The organism is Streptomyces sp. NRRL WC-3742, assembly GCF_000720635.1.
Classification (GTDB): domain Bacteria; phylum Actinomycetota; class Actinomycetes; order Streptomycetales; family Streptomycetaceae; genus Kitasatospora.
The window spans coordinates 1-18,769 of sequence record NZ_JOCF01000055.1 but is presented as its reverse complement, the minus strand read 5'-3'; the positions used below and the strand labels follow the sequence as shown (position 1 = coordinate 18,769).

Below are 18,769 nucleotides of genomic sequence, written 5' to 3'. Positions count from 1 at the left end.
CCAAAAATCTGGAGTACGGTGTCGCCATGACCTACTTCGGCGACGGCTTCACCTTCGGCGTCTACCCCGGCGGCCGGCTCGGCAGCGAGACCGGCCTGATCGACCCCGTCAGCCCCGACGACCCCGCGCGGATCACCGATGCGCTGCGCGAACTCCAGGGCGGTGCACCGCGGTTCACCGTCCGTGCCTACCGCTCCTACCCGGCCGACGACCCGACCCCGGCCCGCCCCGAGCAGTACCTCGGCGACGGCCGCAAGCTCGACCTCGTCCTCCAGTACCGCGGCCCCGGCGGCCCCGGCGGCGAGCTGGACGGCTGGCTGGACTTCATCCGGACCGTCGTCCGGTCCGAGGGCGCCCGGATCGCCGCCCTGCAGATCTGCGAGGAGCCCAACGCGGACCTCCCCGTCCTGGACGGCAGCGTGCCGGGGGTGCGCCGGGCCCTGGTGGAGGGGGTGGTCGCGGCCAAGGACGCGGCGCTGGCCTGCGGATTCACCGACCTGGCGGTCGGGTTCAACGCGGTGCCGGCCTTCGACCCGGCCGACACCTTCTGGCCCGAGATCGGCGAACTCGCCGACGAGCGCTTCCACCGGGCGCTGGACTACGTCGGCCTGGACTTCTTCCCCGACGTGTTCCGGCCGGTGTCGGGCGAGCAACTCGCGGGCGCCGTCCGGTGGTTGGTGGAGAGCTTCCGCAACGACGCGCTCCCGAAGGCGGGCATCGCACCGAACGTCCCGGTGCGGATCTGCGAGAACGGCTGGCCCACCGGCCCCGGCCCCGGGCGCAGTGAGGCGCGACAGGCCGAGGTCGTCGAGCTGGTGGTCCGGACGGTGGCCGGGCTCGCCGCCGAACTCGGCGTCACCGGTTACGGGTTCTTCGGTCTGCGGGACGCGGACAGCGCGGGCGCGGACCTGTTCCACCACTTCGGGCTGCTGCGCGACGACTACTCCCGCAAGCCGGCCTTCGACGTGCTGAAGGGCCTGGTCGGCGAACTGACCAGGCCCTCCACTGCGACGTGACGAGCGGCGCGGCCTCAGCGGTCCGCGAAGAAGCGGTCCACCGTACGGCGCTCGATGGCCACCGCGTGCACCGGCTCGCCGACCACCCGGCCGGCCAGGGTGACGGCCAACTCGCCGACGTCCTCCCGCAGTCGGGCGTTCGCCTGGACACGGTCCGCGTCGAGCGCGGCGTGCGTGGCGGCGAGCAGCGCCTCCCGGTCGCGCAGGGCCTCCGCGCGGGCCGCCGCGATCGAGGCGGCGCCCTGCTCGGCGTAGTCCTGGCGGATGCGGGCGGCCTCGTGCCGGGCGGCCACGAGCTCCTCGAGCCGGGCCTGCCGGACGGACTCCGCCTCGGCGAGCAGCTCCTCCGCGCGCTCGACCCGGCCCTCGGTGGCGTCCCAGCGCTCGGCCCGCAGGCGCTCGATGCGCGGCAGGAGGCGCAGGCCCAGGAAGGCCATCATCGTGAAGAGCAGGATCAGCCCGAGGATCTGTTCGGAGGGCTTCGGGCCGAGCGGTCCGAGTTCGATCTTCATGGTGAAACCTCCCCTGTGGCCGACGAACGGTCAGAAGGGAGGTTTCCCAAGGGTGATGGGCGTCGAACTACCGTACGGCCATGACCTCCGTCACGTCACCTGCCGGACGGGACCGGGCGGCTCCGGTCATGTCACCTCGCCCCGGCGGGAGAACCGTTCCTCGCGCCACTCGCCGCTCTCCAGCACCTCGGCCAGGTGCCGCGCCGCGTCCCAGACCTCGGTGTACGAGAGGTAGAGCGGCGTGAAGCCGAAGCGCATCAGGTCCGGCGCGCGGAAGTCCCCGATCACCCCGCGCGCGATCAGCGCCTGCACCACCGGGTAGCCGTCCGCGTGCCGCAGCGCGACCTGGCTGCCGCGCCGGGCGTGCTCGCGCGGGGTGACCACCTCCACGCCGTCCAGGTCCTCGACCAGCGAGACGAACAGGTCGGTCAGCGCCAGGCTCTTGGCCCGGATGGCCGCGAGGTCGGCCCGCTCCCACACGTCCAGGCTGACGCCCAGGGCGGCCTGGCCGAGGAGGGAGGGCGAGCTGGTCAGGAACCGGCCGATGCCGGGCTTGGCCTCGTAGCCGGGCTCGAAGGCGAACGGGCGGGCGTGGCCGAACCATCCGCTCAGCGGCTGGGTGGGCCCGGCGGCCAGGTGCCGCTCGGCGACGTACAGGAAGGCCGGGGCGCCGGGGCCGGAGTTGAGGTACTTGTAGGTGCAGCCGACCGCGAAGTCCGCGCCCGCGGCGCCGAGTTCGACGGGCAGCGCGCCCGCGGAGTGGCACACGTCCCAGATCATCAGCGCGCCCGCGGCCTGCACCCGGGCGGTGATGCCGGGCATGTCCAGCAGTTCGCCGGTGCGGTAGTCCACGTGCGAGAGCACGACGACGGCCACGTCGGCGTCCAGGTGGGCGTCCAGCTCCTCGGGGCGTACGAGCACCTGGCGCGCGCCCTCGACCAGGCCCGTCACGCCCTCGGCGATGTACAGGTCGGTCGGGAACGCCTCGCCGTCGCCCAGCACCGTGCGCCGGCCGGGGCGCAGCGCGAGCGCGGCCGACAGCACCTTGAACAGGTTCACGGAGGTGGTGTCGCAGACCACCACCTCCTGCGGGCCGGCGCCGATCAGCGGCGCGAGCCGGCGGCCCAGCCGGTAGGGCTGCTCGAACCAGCCGGCGTCGTTCCAGCTGCGGATGAGGTCGTGGCCCCACTCCTGCTCGACCACCTGCGCCACCCGCTGGGGGGTGCGCACCGGCAGGGCGCCCAGCGAGTTGCCGTCCAGGTAGATCACCCCGGGCGGCAGGGCGAACTCCTCCCGGAACGCCGCCAGCGGGTCGGCGGCGTCCAGTGCGGCGCACTCCTCGCGCGTGGTCCGCGTCGTCAACGTCATGGTCCCGTTCCCCTCGCTCACAGCTCGTCCCGGATGGCCCACAGTTCCGGGAACACGTCCTGCTCGGCGGACTTGCGCAGCCAGGCCAGCCCGCTGGAGCCGCCCGAACCGGGCTTGCCGCCCATCGTCCGCTTCACCGAGGACAGGTGGCGCTGGCGCCAGCGGGTCACCCGCTCGGCCACGTCCAGCAGCGCCTCGCCCAGCGGCCGCAGGTCGGCGAACTCCGGCTCGGTGTACACCCGGCGCCAGGCCGCGGCGACCTCCTCGGACGGGCGGTGGCGCTCGGCGGAGGCCGTCGCGGGCACGTCCAGGCCGTGCCGGGCGAGCAGGGCCAGCGCCTCGTCGTACAGGCCCGGGGAGCGCAGCGCCTCCTCCAGGCCGGCCTGCGTCTCCGGCATGGAGGCGTACATCGCCAGCAGCGCGGCGTTCTTGTTGCCGAGCATGAACTCCAGGTGCAGGAACGCGGCCGACTGGAAGCCGGAGGCTTCGCCGAACAGCGAGCGGAAGGAGTTGAACTCCTGCGGCGTCATGGTCGCCAGCAGGTCCCAGGACTCCACCAGCACGTTCTGCGCGTGGGTGCCCCGGCGCAGTGCGGCCAGTGCGGAGGGCAGGTCGTCCTCGCGCAGCGCCTGCCGGGCGATCGTCCACTCGTGCCGCAGCAGGTCGAAGAGCAGCTCCATCACCTGGGTGGTGACGATGAAGGACAGCTCGGCCGGCTCCTTGCTGCGCGGGTGCTGGAGGTTGTGCAGCTCCTCCAGTCGCACGTACTGGGCGTACGGGGTGCCCCGACCCGGCTCGCCGCCCCGACCGAATGACAGGCTGGGTGTCTCCACCGTGTCGTGCCCCATCCCGATCCCTCCTGATCCGTCCGGGCGCCATGGCCCGGCGTCGGCGGACCGGACGGACGGCCCGGTTCCCACCGAGGCCCATTGTGCGGCGGTCCCACCCCCCGGTTGAATGGTCGACGGGCACCGCAACCGCTCTCGGGGCTGCCGTTCACGAGGCGTTTCGCGGATTCCCTTTACGAACGGAAAAACCGCTGGTCCGCACCCTCAGGGAGCCCCTCATGGACGCCGTCGACCGCCGCCTGCTGGCCGAGCTGCAGGGCGACGCCCGGCTCTCGTACAACGAACTCTCCCGCCGGGTGAGCCTGTCCGCACCCGCGGTGGCCGAACGGGTCCGCCGGCTGGAGGCGGACGGCGTGATCAGCGGCTACCACGCCCACGTGGACCTCACCCGGGCCGGGCTGCCGATCACCGCGCTGGTGCAGATCCAGTGCTACGGGCCGCGCTGCGTCCTGCGCGACCCGGACGTGGCCACCTGGCCGGAGGTGCTGCAGCTGCACCGGGTCACGGGCGGTGCCTGCTGCGTGCTGCTGGTCGCGGTGCCGACGATGGCGGACTTCGAGGCGCTGTGCGACCGGCTCGGCGGCTACGGGCAGCCGTCCAGCTCGATGATCCTCTCCAGCCCGGTGCCCTGGCGCCCCGTCGTCGCCCCCTGAGAAGGCCCTGAGAAGCCCCCTGAGGAAGCCCCTTGGGCGGGGCGGGGCGGGGGCGGGCGGTCCATTCCCGTGCGGCGGCGGATTCGCCCGGATGGCGGCCCCAGGTCGAACGCGTGGGCGTGCTCGGGTGCCATGGAGGCAGGACGACTCCGGTACGGAAGCACGGACGCACGGAAACGAGGACGCGACATGTGCCTGAACCGTAAGGACCTGGGCCTGCTGGCCCTGCGCGGCGCGGTCGGCGGGGTGCTGATCGCCCACGGCGCCCAGAAGCTGTTCGGCTGGTTCGGCGGCGGCGGCCTCGAGGGCACCACCGCCGCGATGGAGCACATGGGCTTCCACCCCGCCCGGGAGAGCGCCATCGCGGCGGGCCTGGGCGAGGCGGGCGGCGGTGCGCTGCTGGTGGCCGGGCTGGCCACGCCCGCGGCCGGGGCGGTGGTGGCCGGGACGATGGCCGGCGCGGTGGCGGTGCACGCCCCGGCGGGCTTCTTCGCCATGGGCGGCGGCTACGAGTACCCGGCCTTCCTCGGTGCGACCGGGCTCGCGATCGGCCTGGCCGGCCCGGGCCGCTACTCCCTGGACCACCTGACCGGCCACGTCTTCGACCGGCCCTGGGTCGGCCTGGCGGCCTTCCTGGCCAGCGCCGCCGGTGCGTACGGCGTGGTGGCCCGCCGCCGGCACGTGGTGCGGCTGCGCGAGGAGCGGGCCGCCGTGGAGGCGGACGAGCAGGAGGGCTCGGGGCTCTCGTAGCTCCGGGCTCTTGCAGCACCGGGCTCTCGTAGCGCCGGGCTTTCTCAGCCCCGGCCGACTCCCTTTCGCCACCCGTGCGTTCAACCAGTCTCCGAAGGAACGAGGACCACATGGACCGCCAGCCGCCCACCCGGGCCCGCCTTCCGCGCGTCACCCAACGGCCGCCGGACGCACCGGTGTTGCGCCGCCGAAGGGCCGTCGCCGGGGTGCTGGCCACGGCGGTGCTCGGTGCGGCGGTGCTGGCGGGCTGCTCCTCGGGCAAGACGGCGAGCAGTACCGCCTCCTCGGCGATCGGCGAGATCGAGAAGGGCGTGAGCGCCGCCGCCTCCGCCGCCTCCGCGCTGGCCTCGGCGGCGGGCGGGGCGGGGGCGCTGATCTCCTCGGCCCAGGCGGAGGCTTCGGCGGCGGTGTCGGCCGCCTCCTCGGCGATCGAGGGCATCAAGGGCGGCCTGGACGCCAAGGGGGACGTGGCCGTCGGGGCGGTGAGCACCGGCTCGGACGGCAAGGCGCAGGCGGCGCTGACCGTCACCAACCACGGGCAGCAGTCGTACCGGTACGTGATCCAGGTGAACTTCACCGACGAGTCCGGCAAGGTGCTCGACGCGGCGGCGGTGACCGTCAACGACGTGGCGGCGGGCCAGAGCGCGCAGGCCACCGCCCGCAGCAACCGGGACCTGTCGGGCACGGTGAAGGCCGAGGTCGTGAACGCCGTCCGCTACTGAGACCGGCCGGGACCGGCCGGCACTTGGCCCTGTCCGGGCGCAGGTGGGCGCAGGTGGGGGCGGGGATGGGGCCGGGGGCGGGGCCGGGGCGGAACCTTAAGCCCGGCTCAAGGCCCAACGGCACCTCTTGACGGGGGAGTTGGTCTAGTCCATTTTTATGCCCAGGTGCAGGGAGCCCCTGAACCGGCGTCAACGGCCTCACGGCCGGGGGCGCCGGTTCGGCACATCCCGATGTCCGTCCGTCAAGACCTGATCGCTCTCCACTCCCCACCCCTGATCTGTCATGCCCCTGTCGTCCGGCCCCACCCCGGACGCGCGCCCCCGGGGCGACGGCACCCCCACAACCAGGAGTCACGCACCCATGCTGCGCTCACGCATCGAAAGGGCCGGGACGCCGGCTCCCCAGGACGGCCGCCGGCGCCGTCCCAAGAGCCTGGCCGCCATCGCGGCCGGCACCGCCGCCTCCCTGCTGCTCGGCGCGGGCCTCGCGCTGACCGGCGGTGGCTCGGCCAACGCCGCCACCACCAACTCCACCGGCGCGCCGGCCACTTCGGGCGGCCTCAAGGTCGCCTACTTCGACCAGTGGTCGATCTACCTGAACGCGTACTACCCGAAGACCATCCAGGACACCGGCGTCGCCGGCCAGCTGGACTACATGCAGTACTCGTTCGCCAACATCCACCCGACCGACCTGGGCTGTTTCGAGGCCAACAAGGCCGCCGACGGGAACGACAACAACCCCAACGCGGGTGACGGCGCCGGCGACTCGTTCGCCGACTACCAGAAGAGCTTCGGCGCGGACATCTCCGTCGACGGCGTGGGCGACGTCTGGAACCAGCCGGTCGCGGGCAACTTCAACCAGCTCAAGAAGCTGAAGGCGAAGAACCCCAAGCTCAAGGTCCTGATGTCGATCGGCGGCTGGACCTACTCCAAGTACTTCTCCGCGGCCGCCGCCACCGACGCGTCGCGCAAGCACCTGGTGTCCTCCTGCATCGACATGTTCATCAAGGGCAACATCCCCTCCGAGGGCGGCTTCGGCGGCCCCGGCACGGCGGCCGGCATCTTCGACGGCTTCGACCTCGACTGGGAGTACCCGGGCGGCGGCGGCCACACCGGCAACCTCTCCAGCCCGGCCGACAAGCAGAACTTCACCCTGCTGCTGGCGGAGTTCCGCAAGCAGCTCGACGCCCAGGGCCAGACGGACCACAAGACCTACGACCTGACCGCGGCCGTCGGCGCGGGCCAGGACAAGATCATGAACGTCGAGACCGACAAGATCGGTCAGTACCTCACGTTCATGGACGTCATGACCTACGACCTGCACGGCGGCTGGGACGCCCAGGGGCCGACCAACCACCAGTCCGCCCTGTACTCGGGCCCGAACGACCCGTCCACCCCGGCCAAGCCGGGCCACGGCAAGTACTCGATCGACAACGCCATCAAGGCGTGGACGGTCGGCGACCCGGACTACGGCATCCCCGGCGGCTTCCCGGCCAAGAAGATCAACATGGGTGTCCCGTTCTACTACCGCGGCTGGACCGGCGTCCAGAACAACGGCAAGAACGGCCTCTTCCAGCCCGCCGCCAGCCCCGCGACCGGTGCCGCGAACTCGGGCAACGTCGCCGGCATCCAGATGTACAAGGAGCTCGCGGGCTTCGTCGACAACCCGTCCAAGACCTTCTGGGACGACGACGCCAAGGCCACGTACTTCTACGACGGCACCACGTTCTGGAGCGGTGAGGACAGCCGCTCGATCCAGGCCAAGATCGACTACGCCCACTGCAACGGCCTCGGCGGCGCCTTCGCCTTCTCGCTGTACGACCTGGGGACCAGGACCACCCTCTTCGACAAGATGGTGACCGCCGTCAACGGCTCCGCCAGTGGCTGCCCGGCCCCGCCGACCGGCACCCCGACCGCGACGCCGACCGACACCCCGACCGGCACGCCCACCGGGACCCCGACCGGCACGCCCACGGGCACCCCGACCGGGACGCCGACCGGCACCCCGACCGGGACCCCCACCGGCAACCCGACCTGCACGGCCGCCCCGGCCTGGAACTCCGCGACCGTCTACGCGGCCGGCGGCACCAAGGTCTCGTGGAAGGGCCACTACTACACCAACAAGTGGTGGACCCAGGGCGAGGACCCGAGCCTGAGCGGCCAGTGGGGCGTCTGGACCGACAACGGTCCCTGCTGACCCACCGGAGCCGAGGGCTGACGGACCCTCGCACCGCACCTGAGCAGTGAACGGTCCGGCCCGCCGGGGGATCACCCCCGGCGGGCCGGACCCTTTTCCGTTCGTCTTCCGTTCGTCAGAGGTTCGCCGAGCGCCCCGGCGCCTCGGGCCCGCTCTCCTCGATCCGCAGCAGCATCCGGGCCAGCAGGCCCGAGAGCACCGCGCGCTCCTCGCCGGCGATGTCCTGGAGCAGCTCCTCCTCGAAGACCGCCGCCATCCGCATCGACTCCAGCCACTTGTCGCGGCCGAGCTCGGTCAGCTCGATGATCACGCGCACCCGGTTGGACTCGTCCCGCTCCCGGGTGACCAGGCCCTCCGCCACCATCCGGTCGATCCGGTGGGTCATCGCCGCCGGGGTGAGCGCGAGCCGCTTGGCGAGCTCGCCGGGGCCCAGCCGGTACGGGCTGCCGGAGACCACGAGCGCCTTGAGCACCTCCCACTCGGCGGAGGTGATCCCCAGCACAGTCAGCTGCCGGTCGTAGGCCACGCCCATCCGCCGCGAGACCCGGTTGAGGGTCTGCACGATCGTCTCGACCTGCGGGTCCACCATCGGGAACTCCCGCTGGTAGAGCGCCACCTGCTCCGCGATGCCGAACTCCAGGGGGGTGACCGGCGCGGGCTTGTCGGCCGTCGTCGCCGGCTTGTCCGTAGTCATGCGGACCAGTGTCGCACGAGCGTGCACCCCTTAAGCCTTTGACTCCGCACTCTTCCGGTGCTAAGACTTTATCTCGTCACAGTTTAGGTCTGAAATCTTCTGGGGTTAAGAGTTCCAGGGGAAACACCGGACGAACCAGGAAGGGATGTGCACGGTGATCGGCACGGTGAAGCAGCAGAGGCGGCAGCGTGGAGCGGGCGGCCCGCTGCGCCGCGTCCAGATCGGAAACGCGCTCAGCGCGTTCGGCGGCGGGTTCACGATGCCGTACATGTTCGTGTACGTGGACCAGGTGCGCGGGCTCGGATCGCTGGCGGCGGGGATGGTCTTCACCGTCTTCGCGCTCGCGGCGCTCGCCGTGCTGCCGATCACCGGCCGGGGCATCGACAGGTACGGCCCCCGCCCGGTGCTGCTCGCGGGAGCGGGCGTGGCCGCCGTCGGCGCGTTCGCCTTCGGTCACGCCACCGGCACCCCGGCGCTGCTGGTCTCCTCCTTCCTGTTCGGCGCGGGTGTCACCACCTGCCAGCCGGCGCTCGCCACGATGATCGTCCGCAGCTCGACGGCGGCCACGCGCTCGCACGCCTTCGCGCTGCAGTTCACCCTCGTCAACCTGGGCATGGGCATCGGCGCCCTGGTCGGCGGCCAGATCGTGAACGTCGACGACCCGGCCAGCCTCACCCGGCTGTTCACCATCGAGGCGGCGACGTTCCTCGGCCTCGCCCTGATCACCGGCACCACCCGGATGCCCCGGGCGCAGCTGTCCGCCGTCCAGGAGAACAAGGGCGGCCCGACGGGCCTGCGCGCCCTGCTCGCCGACAAGGCGATGGTGCGGCTCAGCATCCTCGCCGGGCTGATCTTCTTCACCTGCTACGGCCAGTTCGAGTCCGGCGTCGCGGCCTTCGCCACCGACACCGTCGGCACCGCCCCGTCCACCCTGGGCCTCGCGATCGGCGCCAACGCGCTGACCATCGTGATCCTGCAGATGTTCATGGTGCGCATCACCGCGCGCCGCCGCCGCACCACCGCGATGGCCGCCGCCGCCGTGGTCTGGCTCGGCGCCTGGGCGATGGCCCTGGTCGCCGGACTGATCCGCACGGAGACCATGGCCGCCACCGTCGCCGTCGTCTCGGTCTACGCCCTGTTCGGCGTCGGCGAGTCGCTGCTCGCGCCCACCATGGGCCCGATGGTCGCCGACCTCGCCCCGTCCCGGCTGCTCGGCACCTACAACGCCGGGTACGCCCTGGTGAAGCAGATCGCCGTAGCGGTCGGCCCGGCCGTCGGCGTGCTGATGGTCGGCTCCGGCACCTGGCCGCTCTACCTCGCGGCCATGGCGGGCAGCACCCTGCTGATCGTCTGGCTGGCGCTGCGCCTGCGCACCCACCTGACGCCGGAGCAGGACAACGCGGCCCCGGCCGTGGTCCGCACGGCGGTCGAGGTCCGCGAGCTGCAGACGGCCGCGTGACCGCCGAGTGACCGCCGCCTGACCGCACCCCGCGCAAGGGTGTTCGAGACGGGCTCCGACCAGGTCACCTGGTCGGAGCCCGTCGCGCTTGGTTTCCCGGGCACCGGCACATAGTGTCGGTGCCTGTCGCCCGTCCGGCCCTGGCACGGACCGGCGTGACCCGGCGAAGACAGGCGAATCGGCGAGGCAATGACCCAAGCGGCGCTCACGCACCCCCCGGTGGCCCCGGCCGCCGAAGCACCGGCCCCGGCCCCGCGCCGACTGCCCCCGTGGATGACCCGGCACGCCGACTGGACCGGCCCGATCGCCGTCGCCCTCTTCGCGGGCCTGCTGCGCTTCTGGCACCTCGGGAAGCCCGACTCCTTCGTCTTCGACGAGACGTACTACCCCAAGGACGCCTGGTCGCTGCTCCAGCAGGGCTACGAGGGCACCTGGCCCGACCACGCCAACACCGACATCCTGGCCGTCCCGCAGAGCATCCCCCTGAACTCCGCACCCGAGTTCGTCGCCCACCCGCCACTCGGCAAATGGGTGATGTCGGTCGGCGAGCAGCTGTTCGGCCTCAACCCCTTCGGCTGGCGGTTCGTCACCGCCCTGCTCGGCACCCTCACCGTGCTGATGCTCGCCCGCATCGGCCGCCGCCTCTTCGGCTCCACCCTCATCGGCTGCACCGCCGCGCTGCTGCTCTCCGTCGACGGCCTCCAGCTGGTCATGAGCCGGATCGGCCTGCTCGACGGCATCCAGATGTTCTTCGTGCTCGCCGCCTTCGGCAGCCTCCTGATCGACCGCGACCACGCCCGCGCCCGGCTCGCCCTGGCCGCCGACGGCGACACCGACGGCGACACCGTCCGCCTCGGCCTGCGCCCCTGGCGCATCACCGCCGGACTGCTCCTCGGCGCCGCCTGCGCCGTCAAGTGGAACGGCGCCCCCATCCTCGCCGCCTTCGGCGTCCTGACCGTCCTGTGGGACCAGTCCGGCCGCAGGGGAGCCGGCGCCCGCCGCCCCTGGCGCTCCATGCTGCGCCGGGACGCCGGACCCGCCCTCCTCGCCATGGTCGGCTCCGCCCTCATGGTGTACGTCGGCTCCTGGAGCGGCTGGCTCGCCAGCGGTTCGGGAGGGGCCGACGGCGGCTACGACCGGCACTGGGCGGACGGCCGCGACGGACTCTCCCCGGACAGCCTCCTCGGCATCCCGCTGCCGCAGGTCCCGATGGGCTGGGTGCCCGCGCCGCTGCGCAGCCTCTGGCACTACCACGCGCAGATGTTCGACTTCAACACGGGCCTGGTCCAGCCCCACACCTACCAGTCCAACCCCTTCGCCTGGCTGGTCGACGGCCGCCCCGTCTCCATGTACTGGGAGCAGGTGCCCCAGGGCCAGCGCGGCTGCACCGCCTCCGGCGGCTGCGCCTCGCAGATCCTGGGCCTGGGCACCCCGTTCCTGTGGTGGGCGGCCTGCTTCGCGCTGGCCTACCTGCTGTGGCGCTGGTTCTTCCGCCGCGACTGGCGCTCGGGCGCCGTGCTCTGCGCCGTCGCCGGGATCTACCTGCCCTGGTTCAAGTACCAGGAGCGGACGATCTTCTCCTTCTACATGGTCGTGCTGGTGCCGTTCCTGTGCCTCGCCGTCGCCCAGCTGCTCGGCGCGATCCTCGGCCCGCCCGGGTGCAGCCGTGAGCGCCGTCGGTACGGGGCGATCGGCGCCGGGCTGATCGTGTTCGCGATCGTCGGCTGCTTCGCGTTCTTCTACCCGCTGTACACGGCGGAGGTGATCCCGATGTCGTCCTGGCAGGACCGGATGTGGTTCACCAGCTGGATCTGATGCGCCTTTCGGCTTCCCCGGCTTCCGGGGGCGGGCAGCTGCTGCCCGTCACCCCGCTGCTCGGCGTCGTCACCGCGCTGCTGCTGCTGGCCGCCGTGGCCGTCGCCGGGTGGGGCCTGCTCGGCCACGGCCACGCCGTCCTGCGGGCCGGGCTGCGGGCGGTGGTGCAGCTGGCCGGCGTCGCGGCGGTCATCACCTGGGTGGTCGGCTCGCTCTGGTGGTCGGCGCTGTTCGTGCTGCTGATGTTCTCCGTCGCGGTGCGCACCGCCGGGCGGCGGATGACCCATGGCCCAGGCTGGGTCTGGGCGGCCGCCCCGATCGGCGCCGGAGTGCTGCCGGTGCTCGCCCTGCTGCTCGGCGCGGGCCTGCTGCCGCTCAAGGGCCTGTCCGTCATCCCCGTCGCGGGCATCCTCATCGGCGGGGCGCTCACCGCCACCTCGCTGGCCGGCCGCCGCGCCCTCGACGAGCTGCGGCAGCGGCGCGGCGAGGTGGAGGCGGCGCTGGCGCTCGGCTTCGAGGGGCGCGACGCCCGGCTGGAGATCTGCCGTACGGCGGCGGCGACCTCGCTCGTCCCCGCGCTGGACCAGACCCGCACCGTCGGCCTGGTCACCCTGCCCGGCGCCTTCGTCGGCATGCTGATCGGCGGCGCCTCGCCCGTACAGGCCGGGGCGGTGCAGCTGTTCGTGCTGATCGGGCTGCTGGCCGTGGAGGCGGTGGCGATCGTGGTGGTGCTGGAGCTGGTCGGGCGGGGACTGGTACAGGCGGGGGAGCCCGGCACCGTCCGGTAGGCTGGTTCGCGTTGAAGGGGAGTAGCCCTCCACCGGACCGTCGACATACTGGCCCCCCGGGGCCCGGCGCCCGGGGCACCTGCATCCGTACGGGCGGTGTCGGCGAGACCTTCGGCCGCAGTGCTGTGACCATTTCCAGTGCTGTCGGGCCGAAGCGTCCCCCGAGGGAGCCGCCGGAGCCCGGCAGCCCGACCGAGGACCCCATTCATGAGCCTGACCGTTGCCGCTCTCACCTTCGGCCTCATCTTCCTGGCCGAACTGCCGGACAAGACCGCGCTGGCCAGCCTGGTGCTCGGCACCAAGTACCGCGCCCGATACGTGTTCGCGGGCGTCGCCGCCGCCTTCCTCGTCCAGGTGGTCATCGCCCTCGCCGCCGGGCACCTGCTCTCACTGCTGCCGCACCGCTGGGTGCAGGGCGTCACCGGCGCGCTGTTCCTCGTGGGCGCGGCGATGCTGCTCTTCCACGGCGGGGGTGACGAGGAGGACGGGCACGGGGCCAAGGAGCCGTCCTCGAACAGCTTCTGGAAGGTGGCCGGGACGAGCTTCGTCGTGGTCGCGATCGCCGAGTTCGGCGACCTGACGCAGATCATGACCGCCAACCTGGCCGCCAAGTACGGCGACCTGCTCGCGGTGGGCCTCGGCTCGTGGCTGGGCCTGTGCGCGGTCGGCGGGATCGCGATCGTGGGCGGTCAGAAGCTGCTGAAGGTCGTGCCGATGAAGTGGATCGTGCGGGTGGCCGCGGCGATCATGGTCGGGCTCGCGGGCTTCAGCCTCGTGGGGGCGATCACGGGCTGACGGGGGTCCGTCAGCAGGCGGCGGGGCGGCCGTCCAACGCGGCGCGGGTGTTGGGGCCGAAGACGCCCTGCTTGTCGCCACGGACGCCCTGAATGTCCTGGAAATAGGCGACGGTGTTCACGGTGGTGTCGTCGTACGTGCCGTTCACCGGCACGTAGGCCCAGCAGATGACCTTGGCGAGCTTCTGCTGCATGGCGGTGACGTCGGGGCCGCTCATCCCGTACTTCAGCACGCGTGGCGGGGTGGGCGCGGGCTCGGGCGTCGGGGTGGTGGTGGTGAGCGTCGGGGTCGGGGTCGGCGTGGGAGTCGGGGCGGGGGTCGGCGTTGAAACCGGGGCCGGGGCCTGGGTGACTGTCTTGGTCGGGCTCGGCTTGTGTGTCGTCGGGGTGGCCGACGGGCTCGGCGCCTCGCCGGTGGGCTGCGCCGAGGGGGTCGGCGCCGCCAGAGTGGGCGGGTCGGAGGGGGCGGGCGCCAGGGTGGTGGTCGGCAGCGGCTCCGCCTGGCGCGTCGGCGCGGAGGAGGGCGTCACCGCGTAGGCGACGCCGATGGTCAGCGCCACCAGGCCCGCCCCGACCCCGGCGAGCAGTACCTTGCGCTGGGCGAGGGGGCGCTGCTCGGCCGCCCGTCTCGCGGCCCGGCCGCCGCCCTCCGGGGCGGTCGGGACGGTCGGGGCGTTGTCGAAGGGGAAGAAGCCGAGCTCCTCCCCGCCTCCCGGACCGGCCGGGCCTGCGGGCGGCCCCGGGGGGACCGGCGGCAGCACGCTGGTCGCGAACGGGTCGACGACCGGGGCGGCGTCCGCCGCGGGCTCCTCGGCGACCTGTCCGAAGACCTCCGGCACGTACGGCCGGACCAGCGGCGGCCCCTCCAGGTGCGGCAGGACGGCGGTCTCGTCGAGGCCCGGGTCAGGGTGGACGCCGCCTTGGACGCCCTGGACGCCCTGGACGCCTTGGACACCGTCGGCGTCGTGGGCGCCGTGGCCGGGGACACCGTGGCCGGGGACGCAGCCGCACCCGGTGGAGCGTGCGGCGCCGCACGTCGGGCAGTGCTGGTCCGGCATCGGCCGGTCCTCCTCGGAGCTCGGGTGGTTTCCGCGGCGCCCCGGGCGGTTCCCGGCGCGCGAACGCGCCCTGATTATGCAGGACGCTCCCGGGGCGGGACAGGGGCGTCCGGTACCGGGCGGGGGTGTTGTGCCGGTTGGTGGCGTTTGGCCCCGAGTGAATCGCCGGTGATCGTCCGACGCCCGGTTCGCTTACGTTCGGCTCAATCGGGCGGCGCATAACGGGACATATCTGCCAGCATGGTGAGCTGGGAGTGATCATCCGCCCGTGCCGTGTGACCCGTGACCTGTGACCCGCCGGAGACGCCATGACGGACTCGCTCGCCGCCTCCGACCGCGGCCCGGCCCCCGACCCCGGCCCGCCGGACACGGTCACCCCCGGGCTCTGGGTGCCGATCGGCGCCCTGCTGCTGGCGATGCTGCTCGCCGCCCTCGACCAGACCATCGTCTCCACCGCCCTGCCCACCATCGTCAGCGACCTCGGCGGCCTGGAGCACCTCTCCTGGGTGGTCACCGCCTACCTGCTGGCCTCCACCGCCGCCACCCCGCTGTGGGGCAAGCTCGGCGACATGTACGGCCGGAAGCGCTTCTTCCAGGCGTCCATCGTGATCTTCCTGCTCGGCTCGGTGCTGTGCGGAATCGCCCAGAACATGGGGGAGTTGATCGCCTTCCGTGCTCTCCAGGGCCTCGGCGGCGGCGGGCTGATGGTGCTCTCCCAGGCCATCGTCGGCGACCTCGTCCCGCCCCGGGACCGCGGCCGCTACCAGGGTCTCTTCGGCGCCGTGTTCGGCGTGACCAGCGTGCTCGGGCCACTGCTCGGGGGGCTCTTCGTCGACCACCTCAGCTGGCGCTGGGTGTTCTACGTCAACCTGCCGATCGGGGCCGTCGCCCTGGTGGTGATCGCCGCCGTGCTGCACGGCACGGAGGTGCGGCGCGAGCACCGGATCGACTACCTCGGCACCGCGCTGATCGCCGGCGTCGCGACCTGCCTGGTGCTGATGACCTCCCTCGGCGGCACCACCTGGGCCTGGAGCTCCTGGCAGATCGTGGGCCTCGGGGTGCTCGGGCTGGTGCTCCTGCTCGCCTTCGTCCTCGTCGAGCGCACGGCCGTCGAGCCCGTCCTGCCGCTGCGGCTGTTCCGGTCGCGGACGTTCAGCCTGGTCGCGGTGATCTCCTTCGTCATCGGCTTCGCGATGTTCGGCGCGCTCACCTACCTGCCGACCTTCCTCCAGGTGGTCCAGCAGGTCTCGCCCACCCTGTCCGGCATCCACATGCTGCCCATGGTGCTCGGCATGCTGCTCACCTCGATCGGCTCCGGCCAGATCGTCGCCCGCACGGGGCACTACCGGGTCTTCCCGATCGCCGGGACGGCCGTGACGACGGTCGGCCTGCTGCTGCTCTCCCGGCTCGACGAGCACAGCGGCACGGGCGAGATGAGCCTCTACTTCCTGGTGTTCGGCCTCGGGCTGGGCCTGGTGATGCAGGTGCTGGTGCTGATCGTGCAGAACTCGGTGGGCTACGAGGACCTCGGGGTCGCCACCGCCGGCGCCACCTTCTTCCGCTCCATCGGCGCCTCCTTCGGCGTCTCCATCTTCGGGACGGTCTTCGCGAGCGGCCTGCGCTCCCGGATGGCCGACGCCCTCGCCGGGCTGCCGCTGCCGCCAGGGTTCTCGCCGGAGGCCGTCGCCGCCGACCCCCGCGTGATCGCGGGCCTGCCGGCCGCCGCGCAGGCGGGCGTCCACCACGCGTACGCCGAGTCCATCACCCGGGTGTTCCTGTACGCGGTGCCCGTCGCGGTGGTCGCCTTCGTGCTGTCGCTGTTCCTGCGGGAGCAGAAGCTGCGCACCACCGTCACCGCGCCCGACCTGAGCGAGTCCATCGCCGTCAACCCGGTGGAGCGCTCCTCCCTGGACGAGATCGCCCGCGCCCTGTCGGTGCTCAGCACCCGCGAGGCCCGCCGCGACCTCTTCCGCCGGATCACCGCCACCGCCGGGCTCGACCTGCTGCCCGCCTCCAGCTGGCTGCTGCTCCAGATCCACCACCAGGGGTCCGTCGAACCGGCGGAACTGGCCGAGCGTCGGGTCGTCCCCGTCGCGGTGGTGGAGGAGGCCGTACGGGAGGTGGAGGGCCGCGGCCTGGCCGCTCGCACCGGTGGACTGCCGCTGCGGCTCACCGAACCGGGCGAGCAGGCGGCGCTGCGGCTGCTCGCCGCGCGGCGCGAACAGCTGGCCGAGCTGCTCGGCGACTGGGACGAGCGCCGGCACGCCGAACTCGCCGACCTGCTCACCCGGCTCAGCGGCGCCCTCTGCGCCGACCGGCGGGACCGGCCGGACCGCCCCGCCTTCGAACCGCCGTACCGCGGCGAGGGCCGCTCGTTCTGACCGCCTCAGCCGCCGAACCACCTGGGCGTGTCCAGCCGGAACGGGTCACCGGGGGCGAGGCGCCGCAGGCCGTCCTCCACCTGGCGCAGCTGCTCCTCGCCCAGCGTGGCGACCCACTCGGCGCGCAGCTCGTCGAAGATCCGCGCCGAGCGCGCCAGGCAGTCCACCCCGCGCTCGGTGAGGCGGACCACCTTGCGCCGGGTGTCGGCGGGGTCGCTGCCGCGCTCGACGTACCCGAGTTTCTCCAGGGCCTCGACCGTCTTGCCCGCCGCCTGCTTGGAGACCCCGAGCGTGCGGCCCAGGTCGGCGGCGGTGGTGCCGTGCGGGCCGATCGCCTGGAAGACGAACCCGTGCATCGGCCTCAGGTCCGGATGGCCTTCCCGGGCGATGCGTTCGTGCAGCTCGTCGATGATCGTGCGGAAGGCGAGGAGCAGGCGCAGCGGCAGCTCGAAGCCGGGCGGGGTGGGATCGGGTGTTGACACGATGGACAACCTCATTGACTATATAGACAACGACATTGACCATCTTAGGGGGAGCCAAGCCATGACCGTCATCCGCGACAACGACGCCCGCCGCACCGAGACCCCGAACGGCGTCATGACCACCTACGCCTCGCCCACCCAGGGCGCCACCGCCCTCGCCCTCTGGCGGGTCGAGATGCTCGCCGACCGCAAGGGCCCGGTCCACGCCATGGACACCGAGCAGATCTGGACCTTCCTCGCCGGCACCGCCACCGTCGACCTGGACGGCGAGACCCTCACCGTCGGCGCCGGCGACACCCTCGTCCTGCCCGCCGACGTCCGCCGCCAGATCATCACCGCCGAGGGCTTCACCGCCGTCGTCACCTCCCCGTCCCCCTCCTACGCCTACAACCCCGACGCCGTCACCCCGCCCGGCGCCTGCGACCTCGCCCCCCGCGACGACCAGCGCGTCCTCCCGGCCTGGATCGCCTGACCGCGCCGCTGTTCGGTGGGGCAGGATGGAGCCCATGAGCGTAGTCAAGATCAACGTCCTCACCGTCCCCGCCGAGCAGCGCGAGGTGCTGGAGCAGCGCTTCGCCTCCCGCGCCGGCTCCGTCGAGAACTCCGACGGCTTCGAGTGGTTCGAACTCCTCCGCCCCGTCGAGGGCACCGACCAGTACCTCGTCTACACCCGCTGGCGCGACGAGGCGTCCTTCCAGGCGTGGATGGAGGGCCCCATGAAGGCCGCCCACCAGCACGGCGGTGACGCCGAGGCCCCCAAGCGCCCCGCCGCCTCCGGCTCCACCCTCTGGTCCTTCGACGTCGTCCAGTCCACCGGCCCGAAGGGCTGACGGCGGGGCGGGGCGAAACGGCGCGTCCCGCGGTTGCGGGGCGCGCCGTTCGTCTACCCGGCCCGGGCCGGGGTGGTCGGGCGTCAGTCGTCGGGCCACTCGATGCCGTCGGGGCCGATCGAGGCGGCCGTTGCGGTGGTTCGCGGGTTCTCGTGGACGAGCTCGCCGTGGCTCGAGGCGATGGCGGGTCCGGCGAGCAGGATCGTGCCCAGCGTCGCGAGCACGGCGGTAGTGAGCGTCCTGCCGATGGTGCGGTTCACCGTGGTTCTCCTTCCCCCGTTGGTCGTCCGTCCAGCCTGTCATCCGGGGCCGGGAGGCGGAAGGGGCGAACGGGACTGTGGCGCAAAGGAGTTCACGCGCGGCGGACGAGGCGGAGGTGGAGCGGCGGGGGGTGGTGGGGGA

19 protein-coding genes are annotated in these 18,769 nt (G+C 72.8%); 12 read left to right on the top strand and 7 right to left on the bottom strand.

What is annotated here, in order from left to right; all coding sequences use genetic code 11:
• The first annotated feature begins 26 nt into the window (after positions 1–26).
• Positions 27–1,016 (top strand): hypothetical protein, encoded by a 990-nt coding sequence (locus IH61_RS0127225; protein WP_031074470.1) that lies wholly within the window; start codon positions 27–29, stop codon positions 1,014–1,016.
• A 14-nt stretch (positions 1,017–1,030) separates the two neighbouring features.
• On the opposite strand, the gene IH61_RS0127220 is transcribed toward IH61_RS0127225, so the two are convergent.
• The 3 genes from IH61_RS0127220 to IH61_RS0127210 form a co-directional block, all read right to left on the bottom strand.
• Positions 1,031–1,528 carry a hypothetical protein gene (locus IH61_RS0127220; protein WP_031074469.1) on the bottom strand — a complete coding sequence of 166 codons (498 nt, stop codon included), beginning with the start codon at positions 1,526–1,528 and terminating at the stop codon, positions 1,031–1,033.
• 126 nt (positions 1,529–1,654) lie between these two features.
• Positions 1,655–2,896: a kynureninase gene (gene kynU, locus IH61_RS0127215; protein WP_031074466.1), complete on the bottom strand. Its 1,242-nt coding sequence runs from the start codon at positions 2,894–2,896 to the stop codon at positions 1,655–1,657.
• A 17-nt stretch (positions 2,897–2,913) separates the two neighbouring features.
• Positions 2,914–3,744, bottom strand: a complete 831-nt coding sequence (locus tag IH61_RS0127210) for a tryptophan 2,3-dioxygenase (protein ID WP_031074463.1) — start codon at positions 3,742–3,744, stop codon at positions 2,914–2,916.
• A gap of 218 nt (positions 3,745–3,962) precedes the next feature.
• Here IH61_RS0127210 and IH61_RS0127205 point away from each other — a divergent pair, with 218 nt between their 5' ends.
• From IH61_RS0127205 to IH61_RS0127190, 4 genes are all read left to right on the top strand, one after another.
• The gene (locus IH61_RS0127205; RefSeq protein WP_031074461.1) at positions 3,963–4,397 is read left to right on the top strand and encodes an Lrp/AsnC family transcriptional regulator; all 435 of its coding nucleotides are present in this window, start codon (positions 3,963–3,965) and stop codon (positions 4,395–4,397) included.
• Between the two features lie 189 nt (positions 4,398–4,586).
• On the top strand, positions 4,587–5,147 hold the full coding sequence (locus IH61_RS0127200) for a DoxX family protein (protein ID WP_031074459.1): 561 nt from the start codon (positions 4,587–4,589) through the stop codon (positions 5,145–5,147).
• A gap of 110 nt (positions 5,148–5,257) precedes the next feature.
• On the top strand, positions 5,258–5,869 hold the full coding sequence (locus IH61_RS0127195) for an FxLYD domain-containing protein (RefSeq protein WP_051838091.1): 612 nt from the start codon (positions 5,258–5,260) through the stop codon (positions 5,867–5,869).
• A gap of 361 nt (positions 5,870–6,230) precedes the next feature.
• Positions 6,231–8,066: a glycosyl hydrolase family 18 protein gene (locus tag IH61_RS0127190; protein ID WP_078911426.1), complete on the top strand. Its 1,836-nt coding sequence runs from the start codon at positions 6,231–6,233 to the stop codon at positions 8,064–8,066.
• A gap of 115 nt (positions 8,067–8,181) precedes the next feature.
• Here the strand turns inward: IH61_RS0127190 and IH61_RS0127185 are convergent, their stop codons facing one another.
• Positions 8,182–8,760 (bottom strand): MarR family winged helix-turn-helix transcriptional regulator, encoded by a 579-nt coding sequence (locus tag IH61_RS0127185; protein ID WP_078911425.1) that lies wholly within the window; start codon positions 8,758–8,760, stop codon positions 8,182–8,184.
• A 154-nt stretch (positions 8,761–8,914) separates the two neighbouring features.
• On the opposite strand from IH61_RS0127185, the gene IH61_RS0127180 reads away from it, so the two are divergent.
• The 4 genes from IH61_RS0127180 (at position 8,915) to IH61_RS0127165 (ending at position 13,617) form a co-directional block, all read left to right on the top strand.
• On the top strand, positions 8,915–10,219 hold the full coding sequence (locus IH61_RS0127180; RefSeq protein WP_234327348.1) for an MFS transporter: 1,305 nt from the start codon (positions 8,915–8,917) through the stop codon (positions 10,217–10,219).
• Positions 10,220–10,492: 273 nt separating this feature from the next.
• The gene (locus IH61_RS0127175) at positions 10,493–12,034 is read left to right on the top strand and encodes a dolichyl-phosphate-mannose--protein mannosyltransferase (RefSeq protein ID WP_051838108.1); all 1,542 of its coding nucleotides are present in this window, start codon (positions 10,493–10,495) and stop codon (positions 12,032–12,034) included.
• Entirely contained in the window at positions 12,034–12,822 is a 789-nt protein-coding gene (locus tag IH61_RS0127170) for an ABC transporter permease (RefSeq protein WP_051838088.1), read from the top strand. The genes IH61_RS0127175 and IH61_RS0127170 overlap by 1 nt, the downstream gene beginning before the upstream one ends.
• A gap of 207 nt (positions 12,823–13,029) precedes the next feature.
• Positions 13,030–13,617 carry a TMEM165/GDT1 family protein gene (locus IH61_RS0127165; protein ID WP_031074443.1) on the top strand — a complete coding sequence of 196 codons (588 nt, stop codon included), beginning with the start codon at positions 13,030–13,032 and terminating at the stop codon, positions 13,615–13,617.
• A gap of 10 nt (positions 13,618–13,627) precedes the next feature.
• Here the strand turns inward: IH61_RS0127165 and IH61_RS47195 are convergent, their stop codons facing one another.
• Complete coding sequence (locus IH61_RS47195; protein ID WP_031074442.1) at positions 13,628–14,674, bottom strand: peptidoglycan-binding domain-containing protein; 1,047 nt, start codon at positions 14,672–14,674, stop codon at positions 13,628–13,630.
• A 308-nt stretch (positions 14,675–14,982) separates the two neighbouring features.
• On the opposite strand from IH61_RS47195, the gene IH61_RS0127155 reads away from it, so the two are divergent.
• The gene (locus IH61_RS0127155; protein ID WP_031074439.1) at positions 14,983–17,055 is read left to right on the top strand and encodes an MDR family MFS transporter; all 2,073 of its coding nucleotides are present in this window, start codon (positions 14,983–14,985) and stop codon (positions 17,053–17,055) included.
• 5 nt (positions 17,056–17,060) lie between these two features.
• Here IH61_RS0127155 and IH61_RS0127150 read toward each other — a convergent pair whose 3' ends face one another.
• On the bottom strand, positions 17,061–17,537 hold the full coding sequence (locus IH61_RS0127150) for a MarR family winged helix-turn-helix transcriptional regulator (protein WP_031074438.1): 477 nt from the start codon (positions 17,535–17,537) through the stop codon (positions 17,061–17,063).
• Between the two features lie 61 nt (positions 17,538–17,598).
• On the opposite strand from IH61_RS0127150, the gene IH61_RS0127145 reads away from it, so the two are divergent.
• The gene (locus IH61_RS0127145) at positions 17,599–18,009 is read left to right on the top strand and encodes a cupin domain-containing protein (RefSeq protein WP_031074435.1); all 411 of its coding nucleotides are present in this window, start codon (positions 17,599–17,601) and stop codon (positions 18,007–18,009) included.
• Between the two features lie 34 nt (positions 18,010–18,043).
• Positions 18,044–18,367, top strand: coding sequence for an antibiotic biosynthesis monooxygenase family protein (locus IH61_RS0127140; RefSeq protein WP_031074433.1), 324 nt, complete (start codon positions 18,044–18,046; stop codon positions 18,365–18,367).
• Between the two features lie 83 nt (positions 18,368–18,450).
• On the opposite strand, the gene IH61_RS47190 is transcribed toward IH61_RS0127140, so the two are convergent.
• Positions 18,451–18,627 carry a hypothetical protein gene (locus IH61_RS47190; RefSeq protein ID WP_158845336.1) on the bottom strand — a complete coding sequence of 59 codons (177 nt, stop codon included), beginning with the start codon at positions 18,625–18,627 and terminating at the stop codon, positions 18,451–18,453.
• Positions 18,628–18,769: the final 142 nt, after the last annotated feature.

Excerpts from the sequence above, each read along its gene's own strand:
- IH61_RS0127225 (WP_031074470.1), top strand. The coding sequence starts at position 27 with ATGACCTACTTCGGCGACGGCTTCACCTTCGGCGTCTACCCCGGCGGC.
- IH61_RS0127220 (WP_031074469.1), bottom strand. The coding sequence starts at position 1,528 with ATGAAGATCGAACTCGGACCGCTCGGCCCGAAGCCCTCCGAACAGATC.
- kynU (WP_031074466.1), bottom strand. The coding sequence starts at position 2,896 with ATGACGTTGACGACGCGGACCACGCGCGAGGAGTGCGCCGCACTGGAC.
- IH61_RS0127210 (WP_031074463.1), bottom strand. The coding sequence starts at position 3,744 with ATGGGGCACGACACGGTGGAGACACCCAGCCTGTCATTCGGTCGGGGC.
- IH61_RS0127205 (WP_031074461.1), top strand. The coding sequence starts at position 3,963 with ATGGACGCCGTCGACCGCCGCCTGCTGGCCGAGCTGCAGGGCGACGCC.
- IH61_RS0127200 (WP_031074459.1), top strand. The coding sequence starts at position 4,587 with ATGTGCCTGAACCGTAAGGACCTGGGCCTGCTGGCCCTGCGCGGCGCG.
- IH61_RS0127195 (WP_051838091.1), top strand. The coding sequence starts at position 5,258 with ATGGACCGCCAGCCGCCCACCCGGGCCCGCCTTCCGCGCGTCACCCAA.
- IH61_RS0127190 (WP_078911426.1), top strand. The coding sequence starts at position 6,231 with ATGCTGCGCTCACGCATCGAAAGGGCCGGGACGCCGGCTCCCCAGGAC.
- IH61_RS0127185 (WP_078911425.1), bottom strand. The coding sequence starts at position 8,760 with ATGACTACGGACAAGCCGGCGACGACGGCCGACAAGCCCGCGCCGGTC.
- IH61_RS0127175 (WP_051838108.1), top strand. The coding sequence starts at position 10,493 with ATGACCCGGCACGCCGACTGGACCGGCCCGATCGCCGTCGCCCTCTTC.
- IH61_RS0127170 (WP_051838088.1), top strand. The coding sequence starts at position 12,034 with ATGCGCCTTTCGGCTTCCCCGGCTTCCGGGGGCGGGCAGCTGCTGCCC.
- IH61_RS0127165 (WP_031074443.1), top strand. The coding sequence starts at position 13,030 with ATGAGCCTGACCGTTGCCGCTCTCACCTTCGGCCTCATCTTCCTGGCC.
- IH61_RS47195 (WP_031074442.1), bottom strand. The coding sequence starts at position 14,674 with ATGCCGGACCAGCACTGCCCGACGTGCGGCGCCGCACGCTCCACCGGG.
- IH61_RS0127155 (WP_031074439.1), top strand. The coding sequence starts at position 14,983 with ATGACGGACTCGCTCGCCGCCTCCGACCGCGGCCCGGCCCCCGACCCC.
- IH61_RS0127145 (WP_031074435.1), top strand. The coding sequence starts at position 17,599 with ATGACCGTCATCCGCGACAACGACGCCCGCCGCACCGAGACCCCGAAC.
- IH61_RS0127140 (WP_031074433.1), top strand. The coding sequence starts at position 18,044 with ATGAGCGTAGTCAAGATCAACGTCCTCACCGTCCCCGCCGAGCAGCGC.